Below are 23,551 nucleotides of genomic sequence, written 5' to 3'. Positions count from 1 at the left end.
GAAAGCCCCTACCCGCCGATCAGCGCCAGCCACTCGTCCTCGTCCATGGTCTCGACGCCGAGTTCGCGGGCCTTGTCGAGCTTGGAGCCGGCACCCGGACCCGCAACGACGATATCGGTCTTCTTCGACACGGAGCCTGCCACCTTGGCGCCGAGGCTTTCCGCCTTGGCCTTGGCCTCGTCGCGCGTCATCTTTTCGAGCGAACCGGTGAAGACCACCGTCTTGCCGGCGACCGGGCTGTCGCTTGCAACCGGTGCTTCCGCCGCCTCCGGCGTCACCTCGGACAGCAGACGCGTGACCACTTCGAGGTTACGCGGCTCCTTGTAGAACTCAACGATGGCGCGGGCGACAACCTCGCCGATGCCGTCGATGCTGTTGAGTTCGTTCCAGGCGTCGCCCGAAAAGGCCGACGCTTCGCCCATCGCCGTGCCAAAGTGCTCGTAGCTGCCATAGGAGCGTGCAAGCAGCTTCGCCGTCGTCTCGCCCACATGGCGGATGCCGAGCGCATAGATGAAGCGATGAAGTGCGATCGAGCGGCGCGTGTTGATCGCCTCATAGAGCTTGCGCACGCTGACCCGGCCGAAGCCGTCGATGTTTTCGAGCTTGGTCAGCGACGTCTCCTGCCGCTTCTCCAGCGTGAAGATATCGGGCGCCGTGCGGATCATGAGCGTCGGGTCTTCGCTTTCGAAGAAGAACTCGATCTGCTTCGAACCGAGGCCCTCGATGTCGTAGGCGTTGCGCGAGACGAAATGCTTCAAGTGCTCGACGGCCTGGGCCCGGCAGACGAAACCGCCGGTGCAGCGGCGCACCGCATCCACCTTGCCGGTCTTCTCGTTGATGTCGCGCACCGCATGGCTGCCGCAGACCGGGCATGTGGTCGGGAAGCGGTAGGGTTCGGCCCCTTCCTTGCGCTCGTCCATAACCACATCGACGATCTGGGGAATGACGTCGCCGGCGCGCTGGACGATCACCATGTCGCCGATGCGGATATCGCGGCCCTCGCGAATCGGCTCGCCGGAATTGCCGAGGCCCTTGATGTAGTCCTCGTTGTGCAGCGTCGCGTTGGTGACGACGACGCCGCCGACGGTGATCGGCTCCAGCCGCGCCACCGGCGTCAGTGCGCCGGTGCGGCCCACCTGGATGTCGATCGCCGTCAGCCGGGTGAAGGCCTGCTCGGCCGGGAACTTGTGCGCCGTCGCCCAGCGCGGCGAACGCGAGCGGAAGCCGAGGCGCGCCTGCAGGTCGAGCCGGTCGACCTTGTAGACGACGCCGTCGATATCGTAGTCGAGATCCGGCCGTTCGCGCTCTATGTGGTGATAGTGCTCCAAGAGCGCGTCGGCAGACGTCAGCCGCTGCATCAGCGGGTTGACCGGGAAGCCCCAGGACTTGAACACTTCGACCATGCCCATCTGCGTGTCGGCCGGCATCGCCGAGATCTCGCCCCAGGCATAGGCGAAGAACCGCAGCTTGCGGCTCGCCGTCACCTTGGCGTCGAGCTGGCGGAGCGACCCTGAGGCGGTGTTGCGCGGGTTGACGTAGAGCGGCTTGCCCTGCGCCGCCATTTCGGCGTTGAGCGCGGCAAAGTCGGATTTCGCCATGTAGATTTCGCCGCGCACCTCGACCACATCGGGCGCGCCCGCCGGCAGCGTCTGCGGGATCATGCCGATGGTGCGGATGTTGGCAGTGACGTTTTCGCCGGTCGTGCCGTCGCCGCGCGTGGCAGCCGTCAGCAGCCGGCGGTTCTCGTAGCGCAGCGACATCGACAGACCGTCGATCTTCGGCTCCGCGGTAAAGGCGATCGAATTGTCCGGAAGCTGCCCGAGGAAGCGATAGACCGATGCGACGAAATCGCGGGCGTCCTCGTCTGAGAACGTGTTGTCGAGCGACAGCATCGGCCGGGCGTGGACGACCGGCTGGAAGGTGACGGAGGGTGCCGCCCCCACCTTCCTTGACGGGCTGTCCTCGCGGATGAGCGCCGGAAACTGCGCCTCGATCGCGTCGTTGCGCCGCTTCAGCGCATCATAGTCCGCATCCGAAATCTCCGGTGCGTCCTGGCCGTGATAGAGCGCATCGTGGCGGGCAAGCTCGGCGGCGAGAAACGCCAGCTCCGCGGCCGCTTCCGATTCGTTGAGATTCTCGACGGGTTTCAGTTCATTGGACATGCGCGACGACTCCGGATTCGGAGTCGTTTTGTAGAGCAACTATCGCGAAAGAAAAGAGAGAGCTTAGCCGTTGCCGGCGAGCAGGCGCGCCGCTGCGGCCCTCGCCTCTTCGGTAATCGAGGCGCCGGCGAGCATGCGGGCGATTTCCTCGGTGCGCGCCTTGTCGTCCATGCGGGCGACGCGGGTTGCGATCGTCTCGGCCTTCTCGGCCGAGGGACCCTTGGAGATCAGGAGATGCGTTGCGGCCCGCGCCGCCACCTGCGGCGCGTGCGTGACGGAAAGCACCTGGACGGTGCCGGAAAGCCGCTTCAGCCGCTGGCCGATGGCATCCGCCACGGCACCACCGACACCGGTGTCGATTTCGTCGAAGACGAGAGTCGGCGCCGAGCCGCGATCAGCAAGCGCCACCTTCAGCGCCAAGAGAAAGCGCGAGAGCTCGCCGCCCGAGGCGACCTTCATGATCGGCCCCGGCCGCGTGCCGGGATTGGTCTGGACATGAAATTCGACGAGATCGATGCCGTCGGCCGTTGCCTGCGTCGCATCGCTTTGAACTTCCACCATGAAGCGTGCACGTTCGAGCTTCAGCGCTGGCAATTCGTCCATGACGGCGGCGGAGAGTGCCGACGCCGTGCGCTGCCGCTTTTCCGAGAGCGAGCGCGCCGACGCGTCGAAGGCTGCCTTGGCAACACCGACCTGGCCTTCGAGCTGCTTCAGTCTTTCCTCGCCGGCATCGAGATCGGCAAGATCGGAGATCATGCGCACGGCGAGCGCCGGAAGCTCGGCGACCGGGACGGAATATTTGCGGCTGGCACCACGAAGCGCAAACAGCCGTTCTTCCACCCGCTCCAGCTCCTTCGGGTCGAACTCGGTGTTGCGCAGCGCCCGCTCGACCGCCATCTGCGCGTCCGAGAGCTGGTTCAGCGCCCCGTCGAGAAGCTCGACGGTTTCCTCCAGCAAACCCGGCGCCTCATGGCTCTTGCGCTCGAGCCGGCGCACAAGCGAGGCGATCAGCGGAACCGGCGAACCATTGCCATTCAGGAATTCGGAGGCTTCGTTGATGTCGCCGGCGATGCGCTCGGACTTCATCATTCGCGCCCGCTTCTCGGCTAGCTCGTCCTCTTCGCCGTCGCGCGGGCTGAGCTTTTCCAGTTCCTCGACCGAAGAACGCAGGAAATCCGCCTCACGCGCGGCAGCCTCGACGCGTTCGCGGTGTTTCTTCAGACCGCGCTCGGCGTCCTTCCAGGCGCGATAGAGATTGCCGACATGTTGCGCCTCGTCGGAGGTGCCGCCGAAGGCGTCGAGCAAGGTGCGGTGCGCGTCGATGTCGACAAGCGCGCGATCGTCGTGCTGCCCGTGAATTTCGACGAGCGTCTGCCCGAGCTGGCGCATCAGCTGGACGCTGATCGGCTGGTCGTTGACATAGGCCTTGGTGCGGCCGTCAGCGGATTGCACGCGGCGGAAGATCAGGTCGCCATCATCGTCGATGCCGTTTTCGTGCAGCATCAGCCGCGCCGAATGACCGACGGGCACGTCGAAGACCGCCGTCACCTGCCCCTTGTCGGAGCCATGGCGCACCAGCGAGCCGTCGCCACGGCCGCCAAGGGCCAGCGACAGGCTGTCGAGCAGGATGGACTTACCGGCGCCGGTTTCACCGGTCAGCACCGAGAGCCCGGCGTCGAAAGCCAGATCAAGCCGTTCAATCAGGACGATATCGCGGATCGAAAGCTGGGCGAGCATCCGGGTTCGTATCTTCCTTGACGGGCGCTGATAAGGATCAGGCGCCGATGAGGTTCTTGGCAGCGCGCGATATCCAGGAGTTGCCGCTTTCACGCGGCTCCAGGCCGCCAGACTGCAGCAGCTTGAAGGAATCGGAGTACCACTGGCTGTCCGGATAGTTGTGGCCGAGAACGGCAGCAGCGGTCTGCGCCTCCTGGGTCACGCCCATCGCGTAATAGGCCTCGGTGAGGCGCGCCAGCGCTTCCTCCACCTGGTTGGTGTTCGGATACTGCTCGATGACGACGCGGAAGCGCGATACGGCCGCGAGATATTCCTTGCGCTCGAGATAGTAGCGACCGACCTGCATTTCCTTGCCGGCGAGCTGGTCGCGGGCAAAGCGGATCTTCGACTTGGCGTCGTCGACATATTCGGAGTCCGGATAGCGATCGACGACGGCCTGCATGGCCTCGATCGCTCTCATCGCCGGCTTCTGGTCCTGCGTCACCGCGGGGATCTGCTTGGTATAGGCCAGCCCCTGGATGTACTGCGCATAGGCCGCGTCTTCCGACTGCGGATAGAGATTGAGGTAACGACCGGTGGCGTTGATCGCCTCCTGGTACTGCCCGTTTCGGTAGGAAACGAAGGCGTTCATCACCAGCGCCTTGCGGGCATATTCCGAGAACGGATGCTGGCGGTCGAGCGCTTCGAACTTGCGCGACGCTTCCGTCGTCTTGCCGGCGTTGAGGTTGGCAAGGCCCTGATTGTAGAGCACTTCCGGCGGATCCGTCTCCGCCGTCAACTTGGTGATGTCGATATCGGGATCGTTCTGGCAGGCGGTAATCAGGGCGCTGCCGGCAATGGCCGCGACGATCACGGCGGCGACGCGCGCTGACTTTCTCAGATCAACAGAAACTGCAAGAACCATCGGATATTCCCGTTCCACGCTGCGGGCTTGGACCCCGCCAGACATGCGCTTTTAGAGCAAGTTACCTTGAGACCGCAACGTCATGATCGGTGATTCATGCAAATTTGTGGCGGCCCTATCATGAAAATGCCGGCCTTTCGGCCGGCGACTGGAGGAGATGATGACTTTTTTTGTTTATGCGGACCAGGGCGCAAAGCCCGGAACTGCAACTGCAACCATGTCGCGGGCGCGGGTGCGCTGACGCGGGGTCGCCGTTTCGACGACTTCGTAGGCCGTCGGATCGCTGAGAAGCGCCTTCAGTGCGTTGGCGTTCATCTTGTGACCGCCGCGGTAGGAACGGTAGCAGCCGATGAACGGCGCGCCGGCGAGCGAGAGATCGCCGACCGCATCGAGCGTCTTGTGACGAACGAACTCGTCCGTGTAGCGCAGGCCCTCGACGTTGATGACGGTGTTGTCGTCGGAGATGACGACCGAGTTTTCGAGCGAGGAGCCGAGCGCAAAGCCGGCAGCCCAGAGCCGCTCGACATCACGCATGAAGCCGAAGGTGCGGGCGCGCGACAGTTCGCGCTTGAAGACGGACGGCGTCATGTCGCCCTTCCAGGACTGGCGACCGATCAGCGGGCAATCGAAGTCGATCTCGACCTCGAAGCGCATGCCGTCATAGGGCGTGAACTCCGACCAGGACGCGCCCGATTCGATGCGCACCGGCTTGACGATGCGGATGTAGCGACGCTTGACTGCAAGGGCGCGAACGCCCACCTGCTCGATCGCGTCGATGAAGGGTTCGGAGCTGCCGTCCATGATCGGCATTTCGGCGCCGTGAACTTCGACCGTCAGGTTGTCGAGGCCGAGCGCATAGATCGCGGCCATCACATGTTCGATCGTGGCAATCGACGTCGCCGGCGACATGCCGAGAACGGTGCAGAGATCGGTGTTGCCGACCTGCGAGGAAACCGCCTTGTATTCGCTGAGCCGGCCATTGGCGAGAACGCGCTGGAACACGATGCCCGCATCGGCTTCCGCCGGATGGAAGGTGATCGACACTTCTGCACCCGAGTGAACGCCATTTCCCTTCAGCGTTACCGGGCTTGCAATCGTCGTCTGAAACCCGAGCAATTCGATTCCCATTCTCGTCACTTTCAATACCTGTGGCCGATGGCCAAAACCTGCTGGCGGACGCAGCGAACTTCAGGGCACAAACAAGGCGCCCGAGAGTCTCGGAGCAAAATCCGATCCTCTGCGTTTCGAACAGACAGCGCTTGATCGAATCGCATGCGTCCCCAATTCCGAGTCTGAAAATAGGAGTTTGGAGGCACCATTCCAAATCACTGTTCGTTTCGCTTTGTTACGTATTTGCGACGGTCCGCAACATCGAATCAAACATCTGAAATGATGAAGAAAATGCAAAAATGCCCGGGCAGTTGCCCGGGCATTCGGCAAGGTGAAGGAACGGGCCTTCCAATCAGTTCGACTGACGGCGCAGGAACGCCGGGATTTCGAGCTGATCATCTTCTTGCGGGCGCGTCTGCTGCGAAACGCGACCGTGATCGTCAAGCTGGCCGCGACGCGGCGCATAGAGGCTCGCTTCCGGCGAGAGCGGCCGGCGCTGCTGGGAAGCAGCGGTCGGTGCGGAAGCCGTCATGTCGGCGGCCGCTGGGGTCTGTTCGCGCTCACGCAGGCCAAGCGAGCTGGTGATGCGGTTGAGGAGACCCATCGGGCCACGCTCTTCCGCGATCGGGGCTGCCGGCTGGGCGCGGCGGTCCATCTCGGCCTTCACAACTGGCGGAAAGTCTTCGACCTTCGGCATACGAACCTGTTCCGGCTGCTGGCGCATGACCGGAGCAACGGGCTCCTGGCGCATCACCGGCTGCGGCTGAGGCTGGGCCTGAACCGGCTGCATCTGCGGCTGCGGCTGGCGCATGACCGGAGCGGCCTCTACCGGTGCTGCACCGGCGAAAAGCTTGCTCTGGGGACGGAAGTTCTCTTCATGCGCTTGCTGAGCCGGAGCCTGGACCTGTGCCTGGGCGGCGCGGGTCGCGATATCGAGCTCGCGCTCCATTTCGGCTTCGCGGATCGCAGCCGCGATGTGATCGACAGACGGCTGCTGCTGAACCGGCTGCACCGGCTGGGCGACGGGCTGCTGCATTACCGGCTGATGAACCGGGGCCGGCTGGTGCTGGGCAACCGGCTGCGGCTGCTGGGCAGGAATGGCGGCCGACGGACGGACGACCGGTTTGGCTGCTACCGGACGAAAGTCAGCGGAACGACCCGCCACCTCCGCGGCCGTACGGTCGATGCCGGTGGCGACGACCGAGACGCGGATCAGGCCTTCGAGTTCTTCGTCGAACGTCGCGCCGAGGATGATGTTGGCATCCGGGTCGACTTCTTCGCGAATACGGGTTGCGGCTTCGTCGAGTTCGAACAGCGTCAGGTCGCGGCCACCGGTGATCGAGATCAGGAGGCCCTGGGCGCCCTTCATCGAGGTCTCGTCGAGCAGCGGGTTGGCGATCGCGGCTTCGGCAGCGGCCAGTGCGCGGCCTTCGCCCGAAGCTTCGCCGGTGCCCATCATGGCGCGACCCATTTCACGCATCACCGAGCGGACGTCGGCGAAGTCGAGGTTGATGAGGCCTTCCTTGACCATGAGGTCGGTGATGCAGGCAACGCCCGAATAGAGAACCTGGTCGGCCATCGCGAAGGCGTCCGCAAAGGTCGTGCGGTCGTTGGCGATGCGGAAGAGGTTCTGGTTCGGGATGACGATCAGGGTGTCGACCGACTTCTGCAGTTCGGCAATGCCCTGGTCGGCGAGGCGCATACGGCGCGCGCCTTCGAAATGGAACGGCTTGGTGACGACGCCGACCGTCAGGATGCCCTTGTTGCGGGCGGCCTGGGCAACGATCGGGGCTGCACCCGTGCCGGTGCCGCCGCCCATGCCGGCGGTGACGAAGCACATGTGGGTGCCGTTCAGGTGGTCGATGATCTCATCGATGCACTCTTCGGCGGCCGCGCGGCCGACTTCCGGCTGCGAACCGGCGCCGAGACCTTCGGTGACGGCGACGCCCATCTGGATGATGCGCTCGGCCTTGGTCATGGTCAGTGCCTGGGCATCGGTGTTGGCGACGACGAAATCGACGCCCTGGAGGCCTGCAGTGATCATGTTGTTGACGGCGTTGCCACCGCCACCACCCACGCCAAAGACGGTGATGCGCGGCTTCAGCTCCGTGATATCCGGCTTCTGCAAGTTGATAGTCATTGTACCCGTTCCTTCTGTTTTCTGGCCGCCTTGCCGAGCCGGCCAAATCTCTCAAAGTCCAACATTTCCTTCATCCGACGCCGTCCCTGTCGGCGCCGAACGTCACTCAAAAGCTCTCTTTCAGCCACTGCCCCATGCGGGCGATGCGACCGTTGCCGGCGCCGAGCGCCGAGAACATGCCGCCGTGGGCGGCATGGGTCTCGAGGTCGGCGACCTGCGGATAGATCATCAGGCCGACCGCCGTGGAGAAGGCCGGCCCCTTGGCAGCCGCGGGCAGCCCGGAAACTCCGAGCGGACGGCCGATGCGAACATTGCGGGCGAGGATGCGGCGCGCCGCTTCCGGCAGGCCCGTGAGCTGGCTTGCGCCGCCCGTCAGAACGATGCGCTTGCCGACGATCGGGCTGAAGCCCGAGCGCTGGATGCGGTCGCGGATCAATTCGAGCGTCTCTTCGATGCGGGCGCGCACGATGCGCGAGACGAGCGCGCGCGGCACATGCGTCGGCTGATCGCGGTCGTCCTCGCCGATCGGCGGAACCGAGACGATGTCGCGTTCGTCGGCGCTGTTGGGCAGTGCCGAACCGTGCACGACCTTCAGCCGCTCGGCGTCTTCGATGCGGGTCGAAAGACCGCGCGCCAGGTCCGTCGTCACGTGGTGGCCGCCGAGGCTGACAGCGTCCGCATGAACGAGCTTGCCTTCGGCAAAGACCGAGATCGTCGTCGTGCCGCCGCCCATGTCGATCGCGGCACAGCCGAGCTCGACTTCGTCGTCGACGAGCGCTGCAAGACCGCTAGCATAGGGGGTCGCCACCATGCCCTCGACCGAGAGGTGAGCGCGGTTGACGCAGAGTTCCAGATTCTTGAGCGCTGCACGCTCGGCCGTCAGCACATGCATGTCGACGCCGAGAACGTCGCCGAACATGGCGAGCGGATCACGGATGCCGCGCTCACCATCGAGCGAGAAGCCCGTGGGCAGCGAGTGCAGGATGGCGCGGTCGGAGCGCAGCGACTGCTGGCCGGCGGCCGACAGAACCTTGCGCAGATCGTTGGCGTCGACTTCCTGGCCGCCGAGATCGATCGTCGCGGTGTAGACGTCGCTCTGCAGCCGGCCGGCCGAAACGTTGACGATCATGCTGTCGATGGTAAGCCCGGCCATACGCTCGGCCGCGTCGACCGCGAGCCGCACGACGCTTTCGACCGCATCGAGATCGGCGACGACGCCGTTCTTGACGCCCCGCGACTTCTGATGGCCGATGCCGATGATTTCGACGTTGTGGGTGCGGTTCGGCAGGATCTGGCTCTCGGCGCGCGGCGTCAGCCGGCCGATCATGCAGACCACCTTGGTCGAACCGATATCCAGCACCGAGACAACGTGAGACCGCTTCGAAGAAAGCGGCTTCAGGCGCGGCAAGCCAAAGCTGGAGGAACCGAACAAACTCATATCCGCCCCTCTTTCTTCTTTTCGGTCTCCTGCGCCTTCAGCATTTTGTCCCTCGCCTTCAAGGCAACTTCGCGCCGGGTGACTGCACCCGGAGTCAACTGAACTGTGGTTCGATCCTGCAGCCTCAGATCCACGGCCGCGATGTCGCGCTCCAGGAGCTGGTGCTGGCTTTCCATGTCGGAGAGCACTTGCATCGCCTGGGCGACGTCGTGCTCCGGCAACTTGACGATGATGCCGTTATCGAGGCGCAGGTCCCAACGGCGACCGGCGACGCGAACGAAGGCCCTCACCCGCGAGCGGATCTCCGGCCAGCGGGAAAACTCGTCGTAGAAATCGGCGGCCGCCGTTTCGGCATCGCGGCCAACGAACAGCGGCAGCGCCGCAAACTTGTTGTCGCGCAGCGGCGCAATCACGCTGCCGCTTCTTTCGATCAGCGAAAGATCGGAGCCGTGCTGCCAGATGCCAAAGGCCTTGCGCTCGGTAAGGTTGACCTCGATCGTGCCGGGATAGACCTTGCGCACCGTCACGCCCTGAACCCAGGGCATTTCCGCGATCAGCTTGCGGGCCTCGGCGATATCGAGCGCCACCAGCGACGTCGTGCCGTCCAGGCCGAGCTGCTGGAGGATGTCGATCTCCGAGGTCTGGTCGTTGCCGGAAACCTTGACGTCTTCGATCGCAAATCCCGCGGCGGTGGTCGAAGCTTGCGCGAAGTTCTGCGTATGACCGCCGAGCGACATGCCGTAGAAGCCCGTCGCAGCAAAAAAGGCGAGCGCCGAGATCGTGCCGGTATGGGCCGGAAAGCGAACGCGGCCAGCACCAAGACTGACGAAGAAGCGCACGACACGACGGAGCGGACGCGGCAGCACACGGCCGCCGTCCACATCGACGGCTGCAGCGCCATCGAGGTGACGAACCCTCTTGCCCCTTCTGCCCCTCAACGCAAACACGACGCTTCCTCCACCATCCAACTCAAAAACCCACCGAAACTATAGCCGGCATGCGCGGCCATCTCGGGCACCAGGGAGGTTGGCGTCATGCCGGGCTGGGTGTTGATTTCCAGCCAGATCAGCTCGCCCTCACCGGAGGAACTGTCATCGAAACGAAAGTCGGATCGGCTGACGCCCCGGCAACCGATTGCCTGATGCGCCTTCAGAGCGAGTGTTTGTATTTTTTGGTAAATATTTGGTGAAATCTGTGCCGGAATGACGTGGCGAGAACCACCTTTTACGTACTTGGAGTCATAATCGTAGAAGGCATGGCCCTGCGGGATGATTTCGGTCACGCCAAGGGCCTTGTCGCCCATGACGCCACAGGTCAATTCGCGGCCAGCGACATAACGCTCGACCATGATTCGGTCGCCGTAGCGCCATTCGCTCGAGGTCACCACCTGCGGCGGATGCGACTGATCTTCCTTGACGATGACGACGCCGAAGCTCGAGCCCTCGCGGACCGGCTTGACGACATAGGGCGGCTTCATCGGGTGCTTCGGACCGAAGGCATGGCGATCCATCACCTGCGCGTCGGCAACCGGAATGCCGGAGGCGGCCGCAACGTGCTTGGCCTGCGCCTTGTCCATGGCGAGCGCCGAGGCGAGTACGCCGGAATGGGTGTAGGGAATTTCCAGATATTCGAGGATGCCCTGGATCGTGCCGTCCTCGCCGAACGGACCGTGAAGAGCATTGAAGGCGACGTCCGGCCGGAGTGCCGCGAGCACCTCGGCAACGTTGCGATCGACGTCGATTCGGGTGACGCGGTAGCCGGCAGCCTCAAGGGCATCCGCGCAGGCAGCCCCGGACGACAGGCTAACCGGTCGCTCCGAAGAAAATCCGCCCATCAGGACAGCCACATGCTTGCCGCTCATTCAAACCCCCAAACAATACGCCACTATCGCAAGGTTTCCTTGCGTCTGGCTGATTCCGGTCCCCGCGAGTCACCGGTGCCATTGGGTCACTAGAACGGCATTATGGTTAACGAACCGTTTACTTTCGTTAACCTTAGTCGGGAAACGAAACACGCGCCGTGCGTGCACGCGCGTAGTCGACAGGGCATTTTGGCGGGAGATCAAAGGGTTGCGGAGCAATCCTGAATCGAATGCGTAACAAGCGAAAAAAATGAAAAACCCGCCGCAAACGAGGCGGCGGGCTCCAATCTGACGATGCGATGAGGGATTAGTCGTCGTCGCCGACGATCTTCCAGACGATGCCGGCGATTGCCGCGCCGACGATCGGCGCCACCCAGAACAGCCATAGCTGTGCCAGCGCCCAATCGCCGACGAAGAGCGCCTGCCCCGTCGAGCGGGCCGGGTTGACCGAAGTGTTCGTCACCGGGATCGAGACCAGGTGAATAAGGGTGAGCGCCAGGCCGATGGCGATCGGCGCGAAGCCGGCCGGCACGCGGCCATGGGTGGAGCCGAGAATGATGAACAGGAAGAAGAAGGTCAGCATCACCTCGGCGACGAGCGCTGATGTCAGCGAATAGCCGCCCGGCGAATGTTCGCCATAGCCATTGGCGGCAAAACCGCCGAGCTGGAAACCGGCCTTGCCGCTGGCGATCAGATAGAGCACGCCGGCAGCGGCGATCGCGCCCAGCACCTGGGAGACAACGTAGCCGACGAGCTTGTGGGACGGAAACTTGCCGGCGACCATCAGCCCAACCGAAACGGCCGGATTGAAGTGTCCACCGGAGATGCCGCCGACCGCATAGGCCATGGTGAGTACGGTGAGACCAAAAGCAAAAGAAACGCCGAGCAGGCCGATGCCGACCTCAGGAAAGGCAGCCGCCAGCACCGCGCTGCCGCAACCGCCGAAAACGAGCCAGAATGTACCCAGAAATTCCGCAGAAAGCCTTTTGAACATGCATTCGCTCCTGAAAAACGAAGCCGATCGCTTCAAGTGCCCAGAGTTTGCCACAATTTGATTCCGGTCAAGATGGGTTGTGAGGCGATGTCAAACGCGCGCAAAAGGTGAAATCGACCAAGCGCAGCTCAATATATTGCCCAAGGAACAGGCAGACCCAACCTCAGCCGCAGAGAGCCATGCACCAGCGGAATAATGCTGCGCATGACGCCGATATCGTTCGCATTTCTTACGGTTTCCGGGTTTCGCCATGCCGAAACTTGCGTTAATAGCCCTCAACCGCCTCCCAAGACGGTATGAAATCCATATCAGGAACCATCATAATGACAGACGCGACAACCTCCCTGTCGCCGAAGGACAATGCGTCGAAGCACGCGGCAGTGAACTCCCCTGCCCGGGTGCTGTTCGCAAGCCTCGTCGGCACGACCATCGAATTCTTCGACTTCTACGTTTACGCCACCGCCGCAGTGCTGGTCTTTCCGCACCTGTTCTTCCCGACCGCCGACCCGACCTCGGCAATGCTGCAGTCCTTCGCGACCTTCTCGATTGCCTTCTTCGCCCGCCCCTTCGGCGCCGTCATCTTCGGCCATTTCGGCGACAAGGTCGGCCGCAAGGCGACGCTCGTGGCGGCACTGATGACCATGGGCATATCTACCGTCGTGATCGGCCTTTTGCCGACCTATGCGACGATCGGCGTCGCAGCGCCCCTGCTCTTGGCCCTTTGCCGTTTCGGCCAGGGCCTCGGCCTCGGCGGCGAATGGGGTGGCGCTGTGCTGCTCGCCACCGAAAACGCGCCCGAGGGCAAGCGCAGCTGGTACGCCATGTTCCCGCAGCTCGGCGCACCGATCGGTTTCATCCTGTCGGCCGGCACCTTCCTGATCCTCGGCGAAGTCATGAGCAACGAAGCCTTCCTCGCCTGGGGCTGGCGCGTGCCCTTCATCGCCAGCATCCTGCTGGTCGCCGTCGGCCTCTATGTCCGGCTGAAGATCACCGAGACGCCGGAGTTCCAGAAGGCGGTAGACAAGCACGAGCGCGTGCAGGTTCCGATCGCCGAGATCTTCCGCTTCCACAAGCGCAGCCTGGTGCTCGGCACCTTCGTGGCGCTGGCGACCTTCGTGCTGTTCTATCTGATGACGGTGTTCTCGCTCTCCTGGGGCACGGCAAAGCTCGGCTACTCGCGCGAGCAGTTCCTCGTCGTACAGATGACCGGCGTCGTCTTCTTCGGCCTGATGATCCCGGTCGCCGGCATCCTTTCGGACCGGTTCGGCCGCCGCCTGATCCTGATCGTCACCACCATCGGCATCGGCGTCTTCGGCCTCTTCATGGCACCGCTGCTGGCCGGCGGCATCGGTGGCGCCTTCCTGTTCTCGATCATCGGCCTCGGCCTCATGGGCCTCACCTACGGCCCGATCGGCGCAGCGCTTGCCGCCCCCTTCCCGACCTCGGTGCGCTACACCGGCGCGTCCATGACCTTTAATCTCGCCGGCATCTTCGGCGCGTCTCTGGCGCCCTACATCGCCACCTGGCTCGCCACCAACTACAGCCTGGATTACGTCGGCTACTACCTGCTGGCCGCCGCCGCCATCACGCTGCTTTGCCTCGTGCTGTCGACGGAAGACGAGGTCTCGGCCTGATATCGGACTGGNCGCAGCGGCAACGCTGCGGCTCTCCTTTTTGGCAGGCTTTGTCGGCAAAACCTCCGCCTAGTCTGAACTCGCGCCAATGAAGATGGCTGCACCTTCCTCATGCCGGAAGATAAGCGCGAAGTCCCAAAACACGGGATAGGCCGGATGTCCGCTCCTAAGCCAGAAGGACTCGATCATGGTCGAGCCCTTGACCATCGCATGGATCTGCTCCCCCAAAAGATCGATCAGCGATCTGAATTTTCCGGATTTGAGTACCAGGTCGGACGGACCAGCGCCGGCATCCCCTGCATAGAGCAGAGCGTCCTTCACTGTTGGCCACACGAGCTCAGGCTGAATTTGTTCGATTCCGCCCAGTTCGGCCCCTGTCCCTAGCGCCATCTGCACAAGTGCGTCTGAATCTACCGGATGGACAGGCTGCACCTCGTACAGCCTCAGGAAGACGGAGTAATTCGTCGAGCCCGCATTCAGTGCGGCCGAAATTTGCGCCAGAGTTTCTTGTTCCATAGTCCTTCCAAAAGCGCGGCGATGCCGCTTGCCAGATAAACGAAAGGCCGCAGCGTCGCCGCCACGGCCTCTCCAAAACATCCTCGCAACAGCCTCAGGCGATGCCGCGGCCGAGGAATTCCTTGATCTCGTAGCCCGGCATGAAGGTACCGATGCGCTTGATTTCCCATTCGAGCCGGACGCCCGAATGTTCGAGAACTTGTTGGCGCACCGTTTCTCCAAGGTATTCCAGCTCGTAGCCGGTCGCCTGGCCGGTATTGATCATGAAATTGCAGTGCAGCGGCGACATCTGGGCGCTGCCGACCATGAGCCCCCGGCACCCCGCTTCGTCGATCAATTTCCAGGCGGAATGGCCCTCCGGGTTCTTGAAGGTCGAACCGCCGGTCTTTTCGCGGATCGGTTGGACCGTTTCGCGATGTTGACGCACTGCATCCATGTCGGTGCGGATCTTGTTCTTGTCCTCGGCGTAACCTTCGAACACCGCATGGGTGAAGATCAGATCCTTTGGTGCCGACGAATGGCGATAGGCGTAGCCCATATCGGCATTCGACAGCACATGCTGGTTGCCCTGGCGGTCGACGGCATGGACTTCGACGACACGCTCACGGGTCTCCGTGCCGTTGGCGCCGGCGTTCATGCGCAGTGCGCCGCCGAGCGAGCCGGGGATGCCGTAGAAGAAGTAGAATCCGCCGATGCCGTGATCGAGCGCCATGGCCGCGATGTTCTTGTCCGGGCAGATGGCGCCGGCCTTGATGCGATTTTCGCCGACGAGCTCGAGATCGCCGAAGCCCTTGGCCGAGAGGCGGATGACAACGCCGGGAATGCCGCCGTCGCGCACGAGCAGGTTCGAGCCGACACCGACCACCATGACCGGCACTTCGGCCGGAACCAGCTTCAGGAAGGTGACGAGATCATCCGTGTCGTGCGGCTGGAACATCAGCTCGGCAAGGCCGCCGGCGCGGAACCAGGTGACGCGATCCATCGGCGCGTCGGGCGTGATGCGGCCGCGCACAGCGCTGACACCGCTTCCGAGCGATTCCAGTAGTTTCTGACCGTTGACCTGTTTCATGCTCAAATTCCTGAAATATCCGCGAGTTCCTTAGGCAGGGCAGCCGCCCAGTAGGTGATGCTGCCAGCCCCCAAGAGAACCACAAAATCGCCGGGCTGTGCAATCTTGCTGACAACCGGGGCAATCGCTTCCGGACCGGAGACGTAACGGGCGTCGCGATGGCCGCCGGCCTTGATGCGATCCACCAGCTCCTCGGCCGTCGCGCCCGGTATCGCTTCTTCGCCGGCCGCATAGACCGGCGCGATCAGGATCGTGTCGGCATCGTTGAAGCAGGCGGAGAATTCCTGGAACAGGCTCGAAAGGCGCGAGTAGCGATGCGGCTGGTGCACGGCGATGATTCGCCCCTGGCAGGCCTCGCGCGCGGCCCTTAAGACCGCCTTGATCTCGACCGGATGGTGGCCGTAGTCGTCATAGACGCGCACGCCGTTCCATTCGCCGGTCAGCGTGAAGCGGCGCTTGACGCCGCTGAAAGAGGCAAGCCCCCTGGCGATCGCTTCCGGGCTGATGCCGAGGCGCTGCGCAACCGCAATCGCCGCAGTCGCGTTCGATACGTTGTGGCGCCCGGGCATCGGCAGGCGCAGATCCTTCATCGGGATCACCTGACCGGTGCGGCGACGGCGGATCTCGATGTCGAAGATCGAGGTGCCGTTCTCCATGCGGATGTTGTGGAAACGCACGTCGGCCTGCGGGTTCTCGCCGTAGGTCACGACCTTGCGGTCCTCGATATTGCCGACCATGGTCTGCACTTCCGGATGATCGAGGCAGAGCACGCCGAAACCGTAGAACGGCACGTTCTCGACGAACTGTCGGAAGGCGGCGCGCACCGCGTCGAAATTGCCGTAGTGGTCGAGATGTTCGGGGTCGACATTGGTGACGACGGCCACATCGGCCGGCAGCTTCAGGAAAGTGCCATCGGATTCGTCGGCCTCCACCACCATCCACTCGCCCTCGCCCATGCGGGCATTGGTGCCATAGGCATTGATGATGCCGCCGTTGATGACCGTCGGGTCGAGATTGCCGGCTTCGAGCAGCGCCGCAACCATGGAAGTCGTCGTCGTCTTGCCATGCGTACCGCCGATCGCGATCGCGTTGCGGAAGCGCATGAGCTCGGCGAGCATTTCGGCGCGACGCACGACGGGAAGGAATTTCTCGCGGGCGACGATCAGTTCCGGATTGTCCTTCTTGATCGCGGTCGAAACGACGATCACTTCGGCGTCGCCGAGATTTTCGGCCTTGTGGCCGACGAAGACCTCGATGCCCTTGGCGCGCAAGCGCTGCACATTGGCGCTGTCGGCCTGGTCGGAACCCTGCACGCGGTGGCCGAGATTGTGAAGGACCTCGGCGATGCCGCTCATGCCGATGCCGCCGATACCGATGAAATGGACCAGCCCGATGGTTTTCGGCATTTTCATGAGCGTGTTTCCCTGAATTTCTCGACTGTCAAACCGCTGGCAATAGCCTCTACGAGGGATGCAAGCAAGCTTGCTGCGTCCGGCTTGCCGGTTTCCCGGGCGTTTGCCGCCATCTGGGCGAGCGATTGCGGGTTGCCGATCGCATCCTTGAGGATGCCTGCAAGGCGGTCGGCCGTGAGTTCACCTTGAGCGATCACCCGCGCGCCACCCTTGGCGGCGAGTGCTGCGGCATTGGCCGCCTGATCGTGGTCGAGCGCATAGGGATAGGGCACCAGGATCGCCGGGCGACCGATGACCGCAAGCTCGGAAACCGTCGAGGCGCCGGAGCGGCAGATGACGAGTTGCGCACCGGCGATGCGCTCGGCCATGTCGGTGAAGAACGGCGAAACCTCGGCCGGTACGCCAAGCTTCTCGTAAGTGGCGATCACGCCGTCCCTGTCTTCCGGGCGCGCCTGCTGGGTGACCTGGAACCGCTGACGAACGTCGTCCTCGAGCCGGCAGATCGCCTGCGGGACTGCCTTGGAGAAATATTGCGCGCCCTGGCTGCCGCCGAAGACGACAAGATGGAACGGCGCGTCGCCGCTGGCGGCGGCATAGGGCGAATTGGCAGCGGCCAGCACGGCCGGGCGCACCGGATTGCCGGTTGTCACGGTCTTCGCAGCAAAGGCGCCCGTACCCTCCGGCAGGAAGCCGCCGGCGATCGCCTTGACGCGCGAAGCCAGTGCCTTGTTGGCCCGGCCCATGACGGCATTCTGCTCGTGGATGATCGACGGCACGCCCATGCCGGTGGCGGCAAGCAGTGGCGGAACGGTCGGATAGCCGCCGAAGCCGACGACAGCCTTGGGCTTCAGCCGCGCGATCAGCTTGCGCGCCGCACGCATGCCGGTCCACAGCGTCCACAGCGACTTCGCAACACTGATCGGGTTCTTCGAGCCGATCGTCGCCGAGGGCACGACATGCACCTCGTCGGCCGGGAACTTGCCGGCATAACGCTCTGCGCGGCTGTCGGTGACGAGATGGACCGAATAGCCATTGGCCTTCAGTTCGTGGGCCAGCGCCTCCGCCGGAAACAGGTGGCCGCCGGTACCGCCGGCGGCGAGCAGGATGATGCCTTTAGTCATGTTTTACTCCGCCGGCACACCAATGCCGGACCGAAACAGGCTGCGCTCCACGGCGCGCTTCTCCGGACGGTGACGAGTCAAAGCCAGGATGAAGCCGGCAGTGACGCAGATCGCCACCATGGACGAGCCACCATAGGAGATCAGCGGCAAGGTCATGCCCTTGGCCGGGAGCAGTTCGAGGTTCACGCCGATGTTGATCATCGACTGGATGCCGATCTGGAGAACCAGGCCGGCAACGGCGAACCGGTTGAAGTCGTTGCGTTCGCGGAAGGCATGGTTGAGGCCGCGCATCACCAGGAAGGCGAAGATCAGCACGATGACCATGCAAAAGACGATGCCGAATTCCTCGGCCGCAACGGAAAAGACGAAGTCGGTATGGCTGTCCGGGATGATGCGCTTGACGATGCCTTCGCCAGGACCCCGGCCGAACCAGTCGCCGCGAATGATCGCCTCGCGTGCGGTATCCATCTGGAAGGTGTCGCCCTCGCCGGTCAGGAACTTGTCGATACGGGCCGCCACGTGCGGCAGCATCGTATAGGCGACGAAGAAACCGCCGAGCGCAGCACCGCCGAGCAGGATGATCCACAGCCAGGGCATGCCGGCCATGAAGAACATGCCGCCCCAGACCGCGGTCGTCAGGATCGTCTGGCCAAGGTCGGGCTGGGCGACGAGAAGCGCTGCGACGATGCCGAAGAGCAGGATGGCAAAGAGATTGCCGGGGATTTCCGGTTGGCGCGCATGTTCGGAGAAGAGCCAGGCGCAGACGACGACAAAGGCCGGCTTCATGAATTCCGAGGGCTGGATCGAGATGCCGGCGATGGAAAGCCAGCGCATCGAGCCCTTCACCTCCTCGCCGATGAAGAGCACCAGCACCATCATCGCGAGCGAGCCGCCGAGAAGCAGGATCGCAGCGCGCCTGACCTGGCGCGGCGAGAGGAACGAGATACCGACCATCACCACCAGTGACGGCAAGAGGAAGAGCGCGTGACGCTTGACGAAGTGGAAGCTGTCGAGGCCGATGCGCTCGGCGACGGCGGGGCTTGCGGCGAAGGACAGCATGAAGCCGACGCCCATCAACAGGATGAAGGTCGCCAGAAAGAACCTGTCGATCGTCCAGAACCAGTCGGCCACGGGGCCACGTTCGGCTCGGCTTACCATCTTGTCAGTCCCCTTCTCCGGCGCCTCTTGCGCCCCACGTCCGAATACCTGCACCCGCTTCCGTTTTCGACCGGTGCCTTCAGCACCAGCCTGACGGTGACGGACTAAATCAGCATCGTCACGCCATCGATCGCGCGCACATGGCCGACAAACGCATCGCCGCGCACCTCGAAGTTCTTATACTGGTCGAAGCTTGCGCAAGCCGGGGATAACATCACCGCCGAAGGGCCGGCTTCGTCCTTGCCTGCCTCTGCGGCCGCATGCGCCACCGCCTGCTCCAGCGTGCCCGAAATTTCGTAAGGAACCGCCTCGCCGAGCGTCGCCGCAAAGGCAGGCGCCGCCTCGCCGATCAGATAGGCCTTGACGATCTTCGGGAAGAAGGGCGCAAGCGTCGTGATGCCCCCTTCCTTCGGTAGACCGCCGGCAATCCAGTAGATGCGCTCATAGCTCGAAAGCGCCGGCGCTGCCGCGTCGGCATTGGTCGCCTTGCTATCGTTGACGAACACGACCGCGCCCTTACGCCCAACCGGCTGCATGCGGTGCTTGAGACCGGGGAAGCTCTTCAGCCCGTCGCGGATCTCCACCGCGCTGACGCCAACTGCGAGGCAGGCGGCAATGGCAGCCGCCGCGTTCTGGGCGTTGTGGCCGCCGCGCAAAGTCTGAATACCGTCGAGATCGACGAACAGGCTGGACGTGCCGCCTTCTGCCTTCAGGATGCGCGAGCCTTCGGCATAAAGACCATTGGCAAGCACATGGCGGCGCGAGATTCGGACCGTCTTCGTGCCCGCGCGCTCCACCCGGTCGGCGATCAGGGCCGAGAAGCTGTCGTCGACGCCGACGGTGGCCGTGCCGCTGCCGGCGACCAGCCGCTCCTTGATGTCGGCGTAGTGCTGCATCGTGCCGTGGCGATCGAGGTGGTCGGGCGTGAGGTTCAGGAGAATGCCGGCGCTCGGGTTGAGAGTCGGCGCCAGATCGATCTGGTAGGACGAGCACTCGACCACGTAGAAGCGGCCGGCCTTGGGCGGATCGAGCGTCAGAACCGCCGTGCCGATATTGCCGCCGAGCTGGGTGTCGCGACCGCTTTCCTTCAGGATATGCGCGATCAGCGCCGTTGTCGTCGACTTGCCGTTGGTGCCGGTAATCGCGATGAACGGGCAATCGGGCGCATGGGCGCGGCGTTCGCGCACGAAGAGCTCGACGTCGCCGATGATCTCGACGCCCGAAGCATGGGCGAGATCCACCGTCCAGTGCGGCTTCGGATGGGTGAGCGGCACGCCCGGCGAAAGCACGAAGGCGGCAAAGCCGGACCACTCGACCGTGCGCAGGTCCGCCGTCGGCACCCCCGCGGCGGAAGCCTTGGCGACGCTGTCCGGGTTGTCGTCCCACGCGGTGACGTCCGCGCCACCCGCGACCAACGCCTGCGCTGTCGCAAGCCCCGAGCCGCCGAGCCCGAAAAGAGCGACCTTCCCACCGCTGAATGTGGTGACCGGGATCATCGTCCGCTCACCGCAGCTTGAGGGTGGAGAGGCCGACCATCGCCAGGATGACGGCGATGATCCAGAAACGGATCACGACCTGGCTTTCCGTCCAGCCCTTCTTTTCGAAGTGGTGGTGGATCGGCGCCATCAGGAAGACGCGGCGGCCGGTGCGCTTGAACCAGAACACCTGGATGATCACCGACAGGGTTTCCATCACGAAGAGGCCGCCGATGATGACCATGACGATCTCATGCTTGACGGCAACGGCAACGGTGCCGATCAGGCCGCCGAGCGCGAGCGACCCGGTGTCGCCCATGAAGATCGCGGCTGGCGGCGCGTTGAACCAGAGGAAGCCGAGGCCGGCGCCGATGACGGCGCCGAGGATGACGGCAAGCTCGCCGGTACCAGGCACGAAATGGATCTGTAGGTAGTTGGCAAAGACCGCGTTACCGGCGAGATAGGCGATCAGGCCGAAGGCAGCGGCGGCGATCATGACCGGCACGATCGCAAGGCCGTCGAGACCGTCGGTCAGGTTCACGGCATTGCCGGCGCCGACGATAACGAAGCCACCGAACAGCACGAAGAAATAGCCGAGATTGATCACCAGGTCCTTGAAGAAGGGGAACGTGACCGAGGAGCCGAAGGTCGAGCCGGCGGTACCGCTCGAAAGCGAAGCCTGCATCATGAAGAACACCGCAATCGCTGCGATGATGAATTCGAAGCCGAGGCGCGCCTTGCCGGAAAAGCCCTTGTCCGACTGCTTGGTGACCTTGAGGTAGTCGTCATAGAAGCCGATGGCGCCGAAACCGAGGGTGACGAGCAGGGTCGAGACCACATAGACGCTGGAAAGATCGGCCCAGAGCAGCGACGAGACGACGATGCCGGCCAGAATCATCAGGCCGCCCATGGTCGGCGTGCCGGCCTTCTTGAAATGCGTCTGCGGCCCGTCGGCACGGATCGGCTGGCCCTTGCCCTGGCGGATGCGCAGCGAAGCGATCATCGCAGGGCCGAACAGGAAGACGATCATGGCCGAGGTGAAGAGCGCCGCGCCGGTGCGGAAGGTGATGTAGCGAAAAAGATTGAAAAACTGAAAGTGGTCCGCCAGTTCCACGAGCCAAATGAGCATAAGGGACCTTTCCCCAAAGGTTTAGCAATAGACGTCGTCCAACAGAATCATCTGAAAAACGATACGCATTACAGCGCCGCGCGTCTAACTAGACGCGCAAAGGTCGCTGTAACAATTTGATCCGCTGCATAATTTTTCCCCTAAATCGATTCCGATTTAAGGAGGTATGCAGCAGCATGCGAAAGTGTTCGGGCGCGCCCACCTAACCCCAGGCTGTATCCACCGCGCCCATCATGGGTGGTGTCGCCGGCTTATTCCTCGGCTTCAGGTCCCTCGGCATCCGCTGCTGGATAGGTCTCGATCAGCGCCTGCACGATCTTGGCGCAGCCGGTCCCCTTCGACGACTTGATCATGATGACATCGCCGGGCGCGACGGCGGCCAACGCATACGTCTTCAGGTCCTCGACGCTCTCGCGGTAGATCACCGAAACTTCTGCAGGCAGCGCATCACGGAGATGCGCCATCAAAGGTCCGGCAAGCCAGACATCGGTGATACCGGCTTCGACGAGCGGACGGGCGAGTGCGGCATGCACCTCGACGGCGTGTTCGCCCATTTCCAGCATGTCGCCGAGCACGGCGATGCGGCGGCCGCCGACCGGCGGTTCGCTGTCGCGCAGGAGCGCGATCGCCGCCCGCATCGAGCTCGGATTGGCATTGTAGCTCTCGTCGATCACCTTCAGCGTGCCGGTGCCGATCACTAGCGTATGGCGTCGCCCCCTGCCCGTTTCCGCCTGCATGGTCGCAAGGGCCGAAGCCGCATAGTCGAGATCGCCGCCGGCAAGCTTCACCGCTGCCAGAACGGCCACCGCGTTCTCGGCAATGTGCCGTCCGGGCGCGCCGATCGCCACTTCCAGCGTCCGACCACCGATGCCGGCCCAGAGAATGGAGCCTTCCGGACCGCCACTGAATTCGACCAGGCGGAATTCGGCCTTGGGATTGGCGCCGAAGGAATGGATGTGGCTGACGCCGGCCGTAGCCGCGGCATTTTCCAGAAGCTTGTATTGAGGGCTGTCGTGAATGATCAGCGCATGGCCGCCATTGACGACACCTTCGAAGATCTCGGCCTTGGCCTCGGCGATCTCATCGAGGCTCTTGAAGTTGCCGAGGTGGGCGGCGGCGATGCTCGTCACCATGGCCACGTGCGGCCGTACCATGGCAGTCAACGGCCGGATCTCGCCCGGATGGTTCATGCCGATCTCGAAGATGCCGAAGTCGGTTGCCTCGGGCATGCGTGCGAGCGTCAACGGCACGCCCCAGTGATTGTTGAAGGATGCGACCGAAGCATGCACGCGGCCCTGGGGCTTAAGCACATGGCGCAGCATCTCCTTGGTCGTCGTCTTGCCCACCGAACCGGTGACGGCGATGATCTTGGCGGCGCTGCGGTCACGCGCCGCGCAACCCAGCCGGATCATCGCTTCGAGAACATCGTCGACGACGATCATCGGCGCGTTGAGGCGTCCGAGCGCCGGCAGCTTGCCTTCGCTGACGACCAGCACCGCCGCGCCGTTGGCGAGCGCAATGCCGGCATAGTCGTGGCCGTCGACGCGGTCACCCTTGATCGCGAAGAAGGCTTCGCCCTTGCCGATCGAGCGGCTGTCGATGGAGATCCCGCTGATGCCTTCCGGCAGGTTGCCGACAGGCCGGCCGTTCATCGCGGCCAGGAGATCGCTGCTTGTCCAGAGCCAGTTCAA

Annotated in this window: 18 protein-coding genes; 1 reads left to right on the top strand and 17 read right to left on the bottom strand. The window is 63.6% G+C overall.

The window, feature by feature from the left end; translation table 11 throughout:
* Positions 1-8: 8 nt before the first annotated feature.
* The 9 genes from ligA to aqpZ form a co-directional block, all read right to left on the bottom strand.
* Complete coding sequence (ligA, locus tag ACTJKE_RS11675) at positions 9-2,162, bottom strand: NAD-dependent DNA ligase LigA (RefSeq protein WP_113514466.1); 2,154 nt, start codon at positions 2,160-2,162, stop codon at positions 9-11.
* Between the two features lie 63 nt (positions 2,163-2,225).
* Positions 2,226-3,899 carry a DNA repair protein RecN gene (gene recN / locus ACTJKE_RS11670; RefSeq protein WP_057253493.1) on the bottom strand — a complete coding sequence of 558 codons (1,674 nt, stop codon included), beginning with the start codon at positions 3,897-3,899 and terminating at the stop codon, positions 2,226-2,228.
* A gap of 37 nt (positions 3,900-3,936) precedes the next feature.
* The gene (locus ACTJKE_RS11665; RefSeq protein ID WP_057253491.1) at positions 3,937-4,803 is read right to left on the bottom strand and encodes an outer membrane protein assembly factor BamD; all 867 of its coding nucleotides are present in this window, start codon (positions 4,801-4,803) and stop codon (positions 3,937-3,939) included.
* Between the two features lie 174 nt (positions 4,804-4,977).
* The gene (gene lpxC / locus ACTJKE_RS11660) at positions 4,978-5,931 is read right to left on the bottom strand and encodes a UDP-3-O-acyl-N-acetylglucosamine deacetylase (protein WP_058326752.1); all 954 of its coding nucleotides are present in this window, start codon (positions 5,929-5,931) and stop codon (positions 4,978-4,980) included.
* 334 nt (positions 5,932-6,265) lie between these two features.
* Positions 6,266-8,053 (bottom strand): cell division protein FtsZ, encoded by a 1,788-nt coding sequence (ftsZ, locus tag ACTJKE_RS11655; RefSeq protein ID WP_093233707.1) that lies wholly within the window; start codon positions 8,051-8,053, stop codon positions 6,266-6,268.
* Positions 8,054-8,159: 106 nt separating this feature from the next.
* Entirely contained in the window at positions 8,160-9,491 is a 1,332-nt protein-coding gene (gene ftsA, locus ACTJKE_RS11650; RefSeq protein ID WP_057253485.1) for a cell division protein FtsA, read from the bottom strand.
* Positions 9,488-10,438 (bottom strand): cell division protein FtsQ, encoded by a 951-nt coding sequence (gene ftsQ / locus ACTJKE_RS11645; RefSeq protein ID WP_057253483.1) that lies wholly within the window; start codon positions 10,436-10,438, stop codon positions 9,488-9,490. Before ftsQ ends, ftsA begins: the two co-directional genes overlap by 4 nt.
* Positions 10,426-11,352, bottom strand: coding sequence for a D-alanine--D-alanine ligase (locus ACTJKE_RS11640; RefSeq protein WP_113514405.1), 927 nt, complete (start codon positions 11,350-11,352; stop codon positions 10,426-10,428). Before ACTJKE_RS11640 ends, ftsQ begins: the two co-directional genes overlap by 13 nt.
* A gap of 307 nt (positions 11,353-11,659) precedes the next feature.
* Positions 11,660-12,346 (bottom strand): aquaporin Z, encoded by a 687-nt coding sequence (gene aqpZ, locus ACTJKE_RS11635; RefSeq protein WP_057253478.1) that lies wholly within the window; start codon positions 12,344-12,346, stop codon positions 11,660-11,662.
* A gap of 323 nt (positions 12,347-12,669) precedes the next feature.
* Here aqpZ and ACTJKE_RS11630 point away from each other — a divergent pair, with 323 nt between their 5' ends.
* Positions 12,670-13,980, top strand: coding sequence for an MFS transporter (locus tag ACTJKE_RS11630; protein WP_057253476.1), 1,311 nt, complete (start codon positions 12,670-12,672; stop codon positions 13,978-13,980).
* 69 nt (positions 13,981-14,049) lie between these two features.
* Here the strand turns inward: ACTJKE_RS11630 and ACTJKE_RS11625 are convergent, their stop codons facing one another.
* The 8 genes from ACTJKE_RS11625 to ACTJKE_RS11590 all read right to left on the bottom strand — a co-directional run bounded on the left by ACTJKE_RS11625 (position 14,050) and on the right by ACTJKE_RS11590 (position 23,551).
* Positions 14,050-14,496: a hypothetical protein gene (locus tag ACTJKE_RS11625; RefSeq protein ID WP_093233712.1), complete on the bottom strand. Its 447-nt coding sequence runs from the start codon at positions 14,494-14,496 to the stop codon at positions 14,050-14,052.
* 94 nt (positions 14,497-14,590) lie between these two features.
* Positions 14,591-15,565, bottom strand: coding sequence for a UDP-N-acetylmuramate dehydrogenase (gene murB, locus ACTJKE_RS11620; protein ID WP_058321243.1), 975 nt, complete (start codon positions 15,563-15,565; stop codon positions 14,591-14,593).
* 2 nt (positions 15,566-15,567) lie between these two features.
* Complete coding sequence (gene murC, locus ACTJKE_RS11615) at positions 15,568-16,977, bottom strand: UDP-N-acetylmuramate--L-alanine ligase (protein WP_113514406.1); 1,410 nt, start codon at positions 16,975-16,977, stop codon at positions 15,568-15,570.
* Positions 16,974-18,098 (bottom strand): undecaprenyldiphospho-muramoylpentapeptide beta-N-acetylglucosaminyltransferase, encoded by a 1,125-nt coding sequence (gene murG, locus ACTJKE_RS11610; protein ID WP_058326755.1) that lies wholly within the window; start codon positions 18,096-18,098, stop codon positions 16,974-16,976. Before murG ends, murC begins: the two co-directional genes overlap by 4 nt.
* Before the next feature lie 3 nt (positions 18,099-18,101).
* Positions 18,102-19,256: a putative lipid II flippase FtsW gene (ftsW, locus tag ACTJKE_RS11605; protein ID WP_057253468.1), complete on the bottom strand. Its 1,155-nt coding sequence runs from the start codon at positions 19,254-19,256 to the stop codon at positions 18,102-18,104.
* Between the two features lie 104 nt (positions 19,257-19,360).
* The gene (gene murD, locus ACTJKE_RS11600; RefSeq protein ID WP_440691843.1) at positions 19,361-20,752 is read right to left on the bottom strand and encodes a UDP-N-acetylmuramoyl-L-alanine--D-glutamate ligase; all 1,392 of its coding nucleotides are present in this window, start codon (positions 20,750-20,752) and stop codon (positions 19,361-19,363) included.
* A gap of 7 nt (positions 20,753-20,759) precedes the next feature.
* A complete protein-coding gene (mraY, locus tag ACTJKE_RS11595; RefSeq protein WP_057253465.1) occupies positions 20,760-21,860 on the bottom strand; it encodes a phospho-N-acetylmuramoyl-pentapeptide-transferase in 1,101 nt (366 codons plus the stop codon).
* A 251-nt stretch (positions 21,861-22,111) separates the two neighbouring features.
* A complete protein-coding gene (locus ACTJKE_RS11590; protein WP_112994790.1) occupies positions 22,112-23,551 on the bottom strand; it encodes a UDP-N-acetylmuramoylalanyl-D-glutamyl-2,6-diaminopimelate--D-alanyl-D-alanine ligase in 1,440 nt (479 codons plus the stop codon).

It is taken from the genome of Ensifer sp. 22521 (assembly GCF_052044795.1).
Lineage (GTDB): Bacteria > Pseudomonadota > Alphaproteobacteria > Rhizobiales > Rhizobiaceae > Ensifer.
This window is presented reverse-complemented; position numbering and strand designations above follow the sequence as displayed.

Bases quoted from the DNA above. Each gene is read 5' to 3' on its own strand.
- mraY (WP_057253465.1), bottom strand. From the start codon at position 21,860: ATGCTCATTTGGCTCGTGGAACTGGCGGACCACTTTCAGTTTTTCAAT.
- ftsA (WP_057253485.1), bottom strand. From the start codon at position 9,491: ATGAGTTTGTTCGGTTCCTCCAGCTTTGGCTTGCCGCGCCTGAAGCCG.
- ftsZ (WP_093233707.1), bottom strand. From the start codon at position 8,053: ATGACTATCAACTTGCAGAAGCCGGATATCACGGAGCTGAAGCCGCGC.
- murB (WP_058321243.1), bottom strand. From the start codon at position 15,565: ATGAAACAGGTCAACGGTCAGAAACTACTGGAATCGCTCGGAAGCGGT.
- ACTJKE_RS11630 (WP_057253476.1), top strand. From the start codon at position 12,670: ATGACAGACGCGACAACCTCCCTGTCGCCGAAGGACAATGCGTCGAAG.
- ACTJKE_RS11625 (WP_093233712.1), bottom strand. From the start codon at position 14,496: ATGGAACAAGAAACTCTGGCGCAAATTTCGGCCGCACTGAATGCGGGC.
- aqpZ (WP_057253478.1), bottom strand. From the start codon at position 12,346: ATGTTCAAAAGGCTTTCTGCGGAATTTCTGGGTACATTCTGGCTCGTT.
- ACTJKE_RS11640 (WP_113514405.1), bottom strand. From the start codon at position 11,352: ATGAGCGGCAAGCATGTGGCTGTCCTGATGGGCGGATTTTCTTCGGAG.
- murC (WP_113514406.1), bottom strand. From the start codon at position 16,977: ATGAAAATGCCGAAAACCATCGGGCTGGTCCATTTCATCGGTATCGGC.
- ftsW (WP_057253468.1), bottom strand. From the start codon at position 19,256: ATGGTAAGCCGAGCCGAACGTGGCCCCGTGGCCGACTGGTTCTGGACG.
- murG (WP_058326755.1), bottom strand. From the start codon at position 18,098: ATGACTAAAGGCATCATCCTGCTCGCCGCCGGCGGTACCGGCGGCCAC.
- ligA (WP_113514466.1), bottom strand. From the start codon at position 2,162: ATGTCCAATGAACTGAAACCCGTCGAGAATCTCAACGAATCGGAAGCG.
- lpxC (WP_058326752.1), bottom strand. From the start codon at position 5,931: ATGGGAATCGAATTGCTCGGGTTTCAGACGACGATTGCAAGCCCGGTA.
- ACTJKE_RS11665 (WP_057253491.1), bottom strand. From the start codon at position 4,803: ATGGTTCTTGCAGTTTCTGTTGATCTGAGAAAGTCAGCGCGCGTCGCC.
- murD (WP_440691843.1), bottom strand. From the start codon at position 20,752: ATGATCCCGGTCACCACATTCAGCGGTGGGAAGGTCGCTCTTTTCGGG.
- recN (WP_057253493.1), bottom strand. From the start codon at position 3,899: ATGCTCGCCCAGCTTTCGATCCGCGATATCGTCCTGATTGAACGGCTT.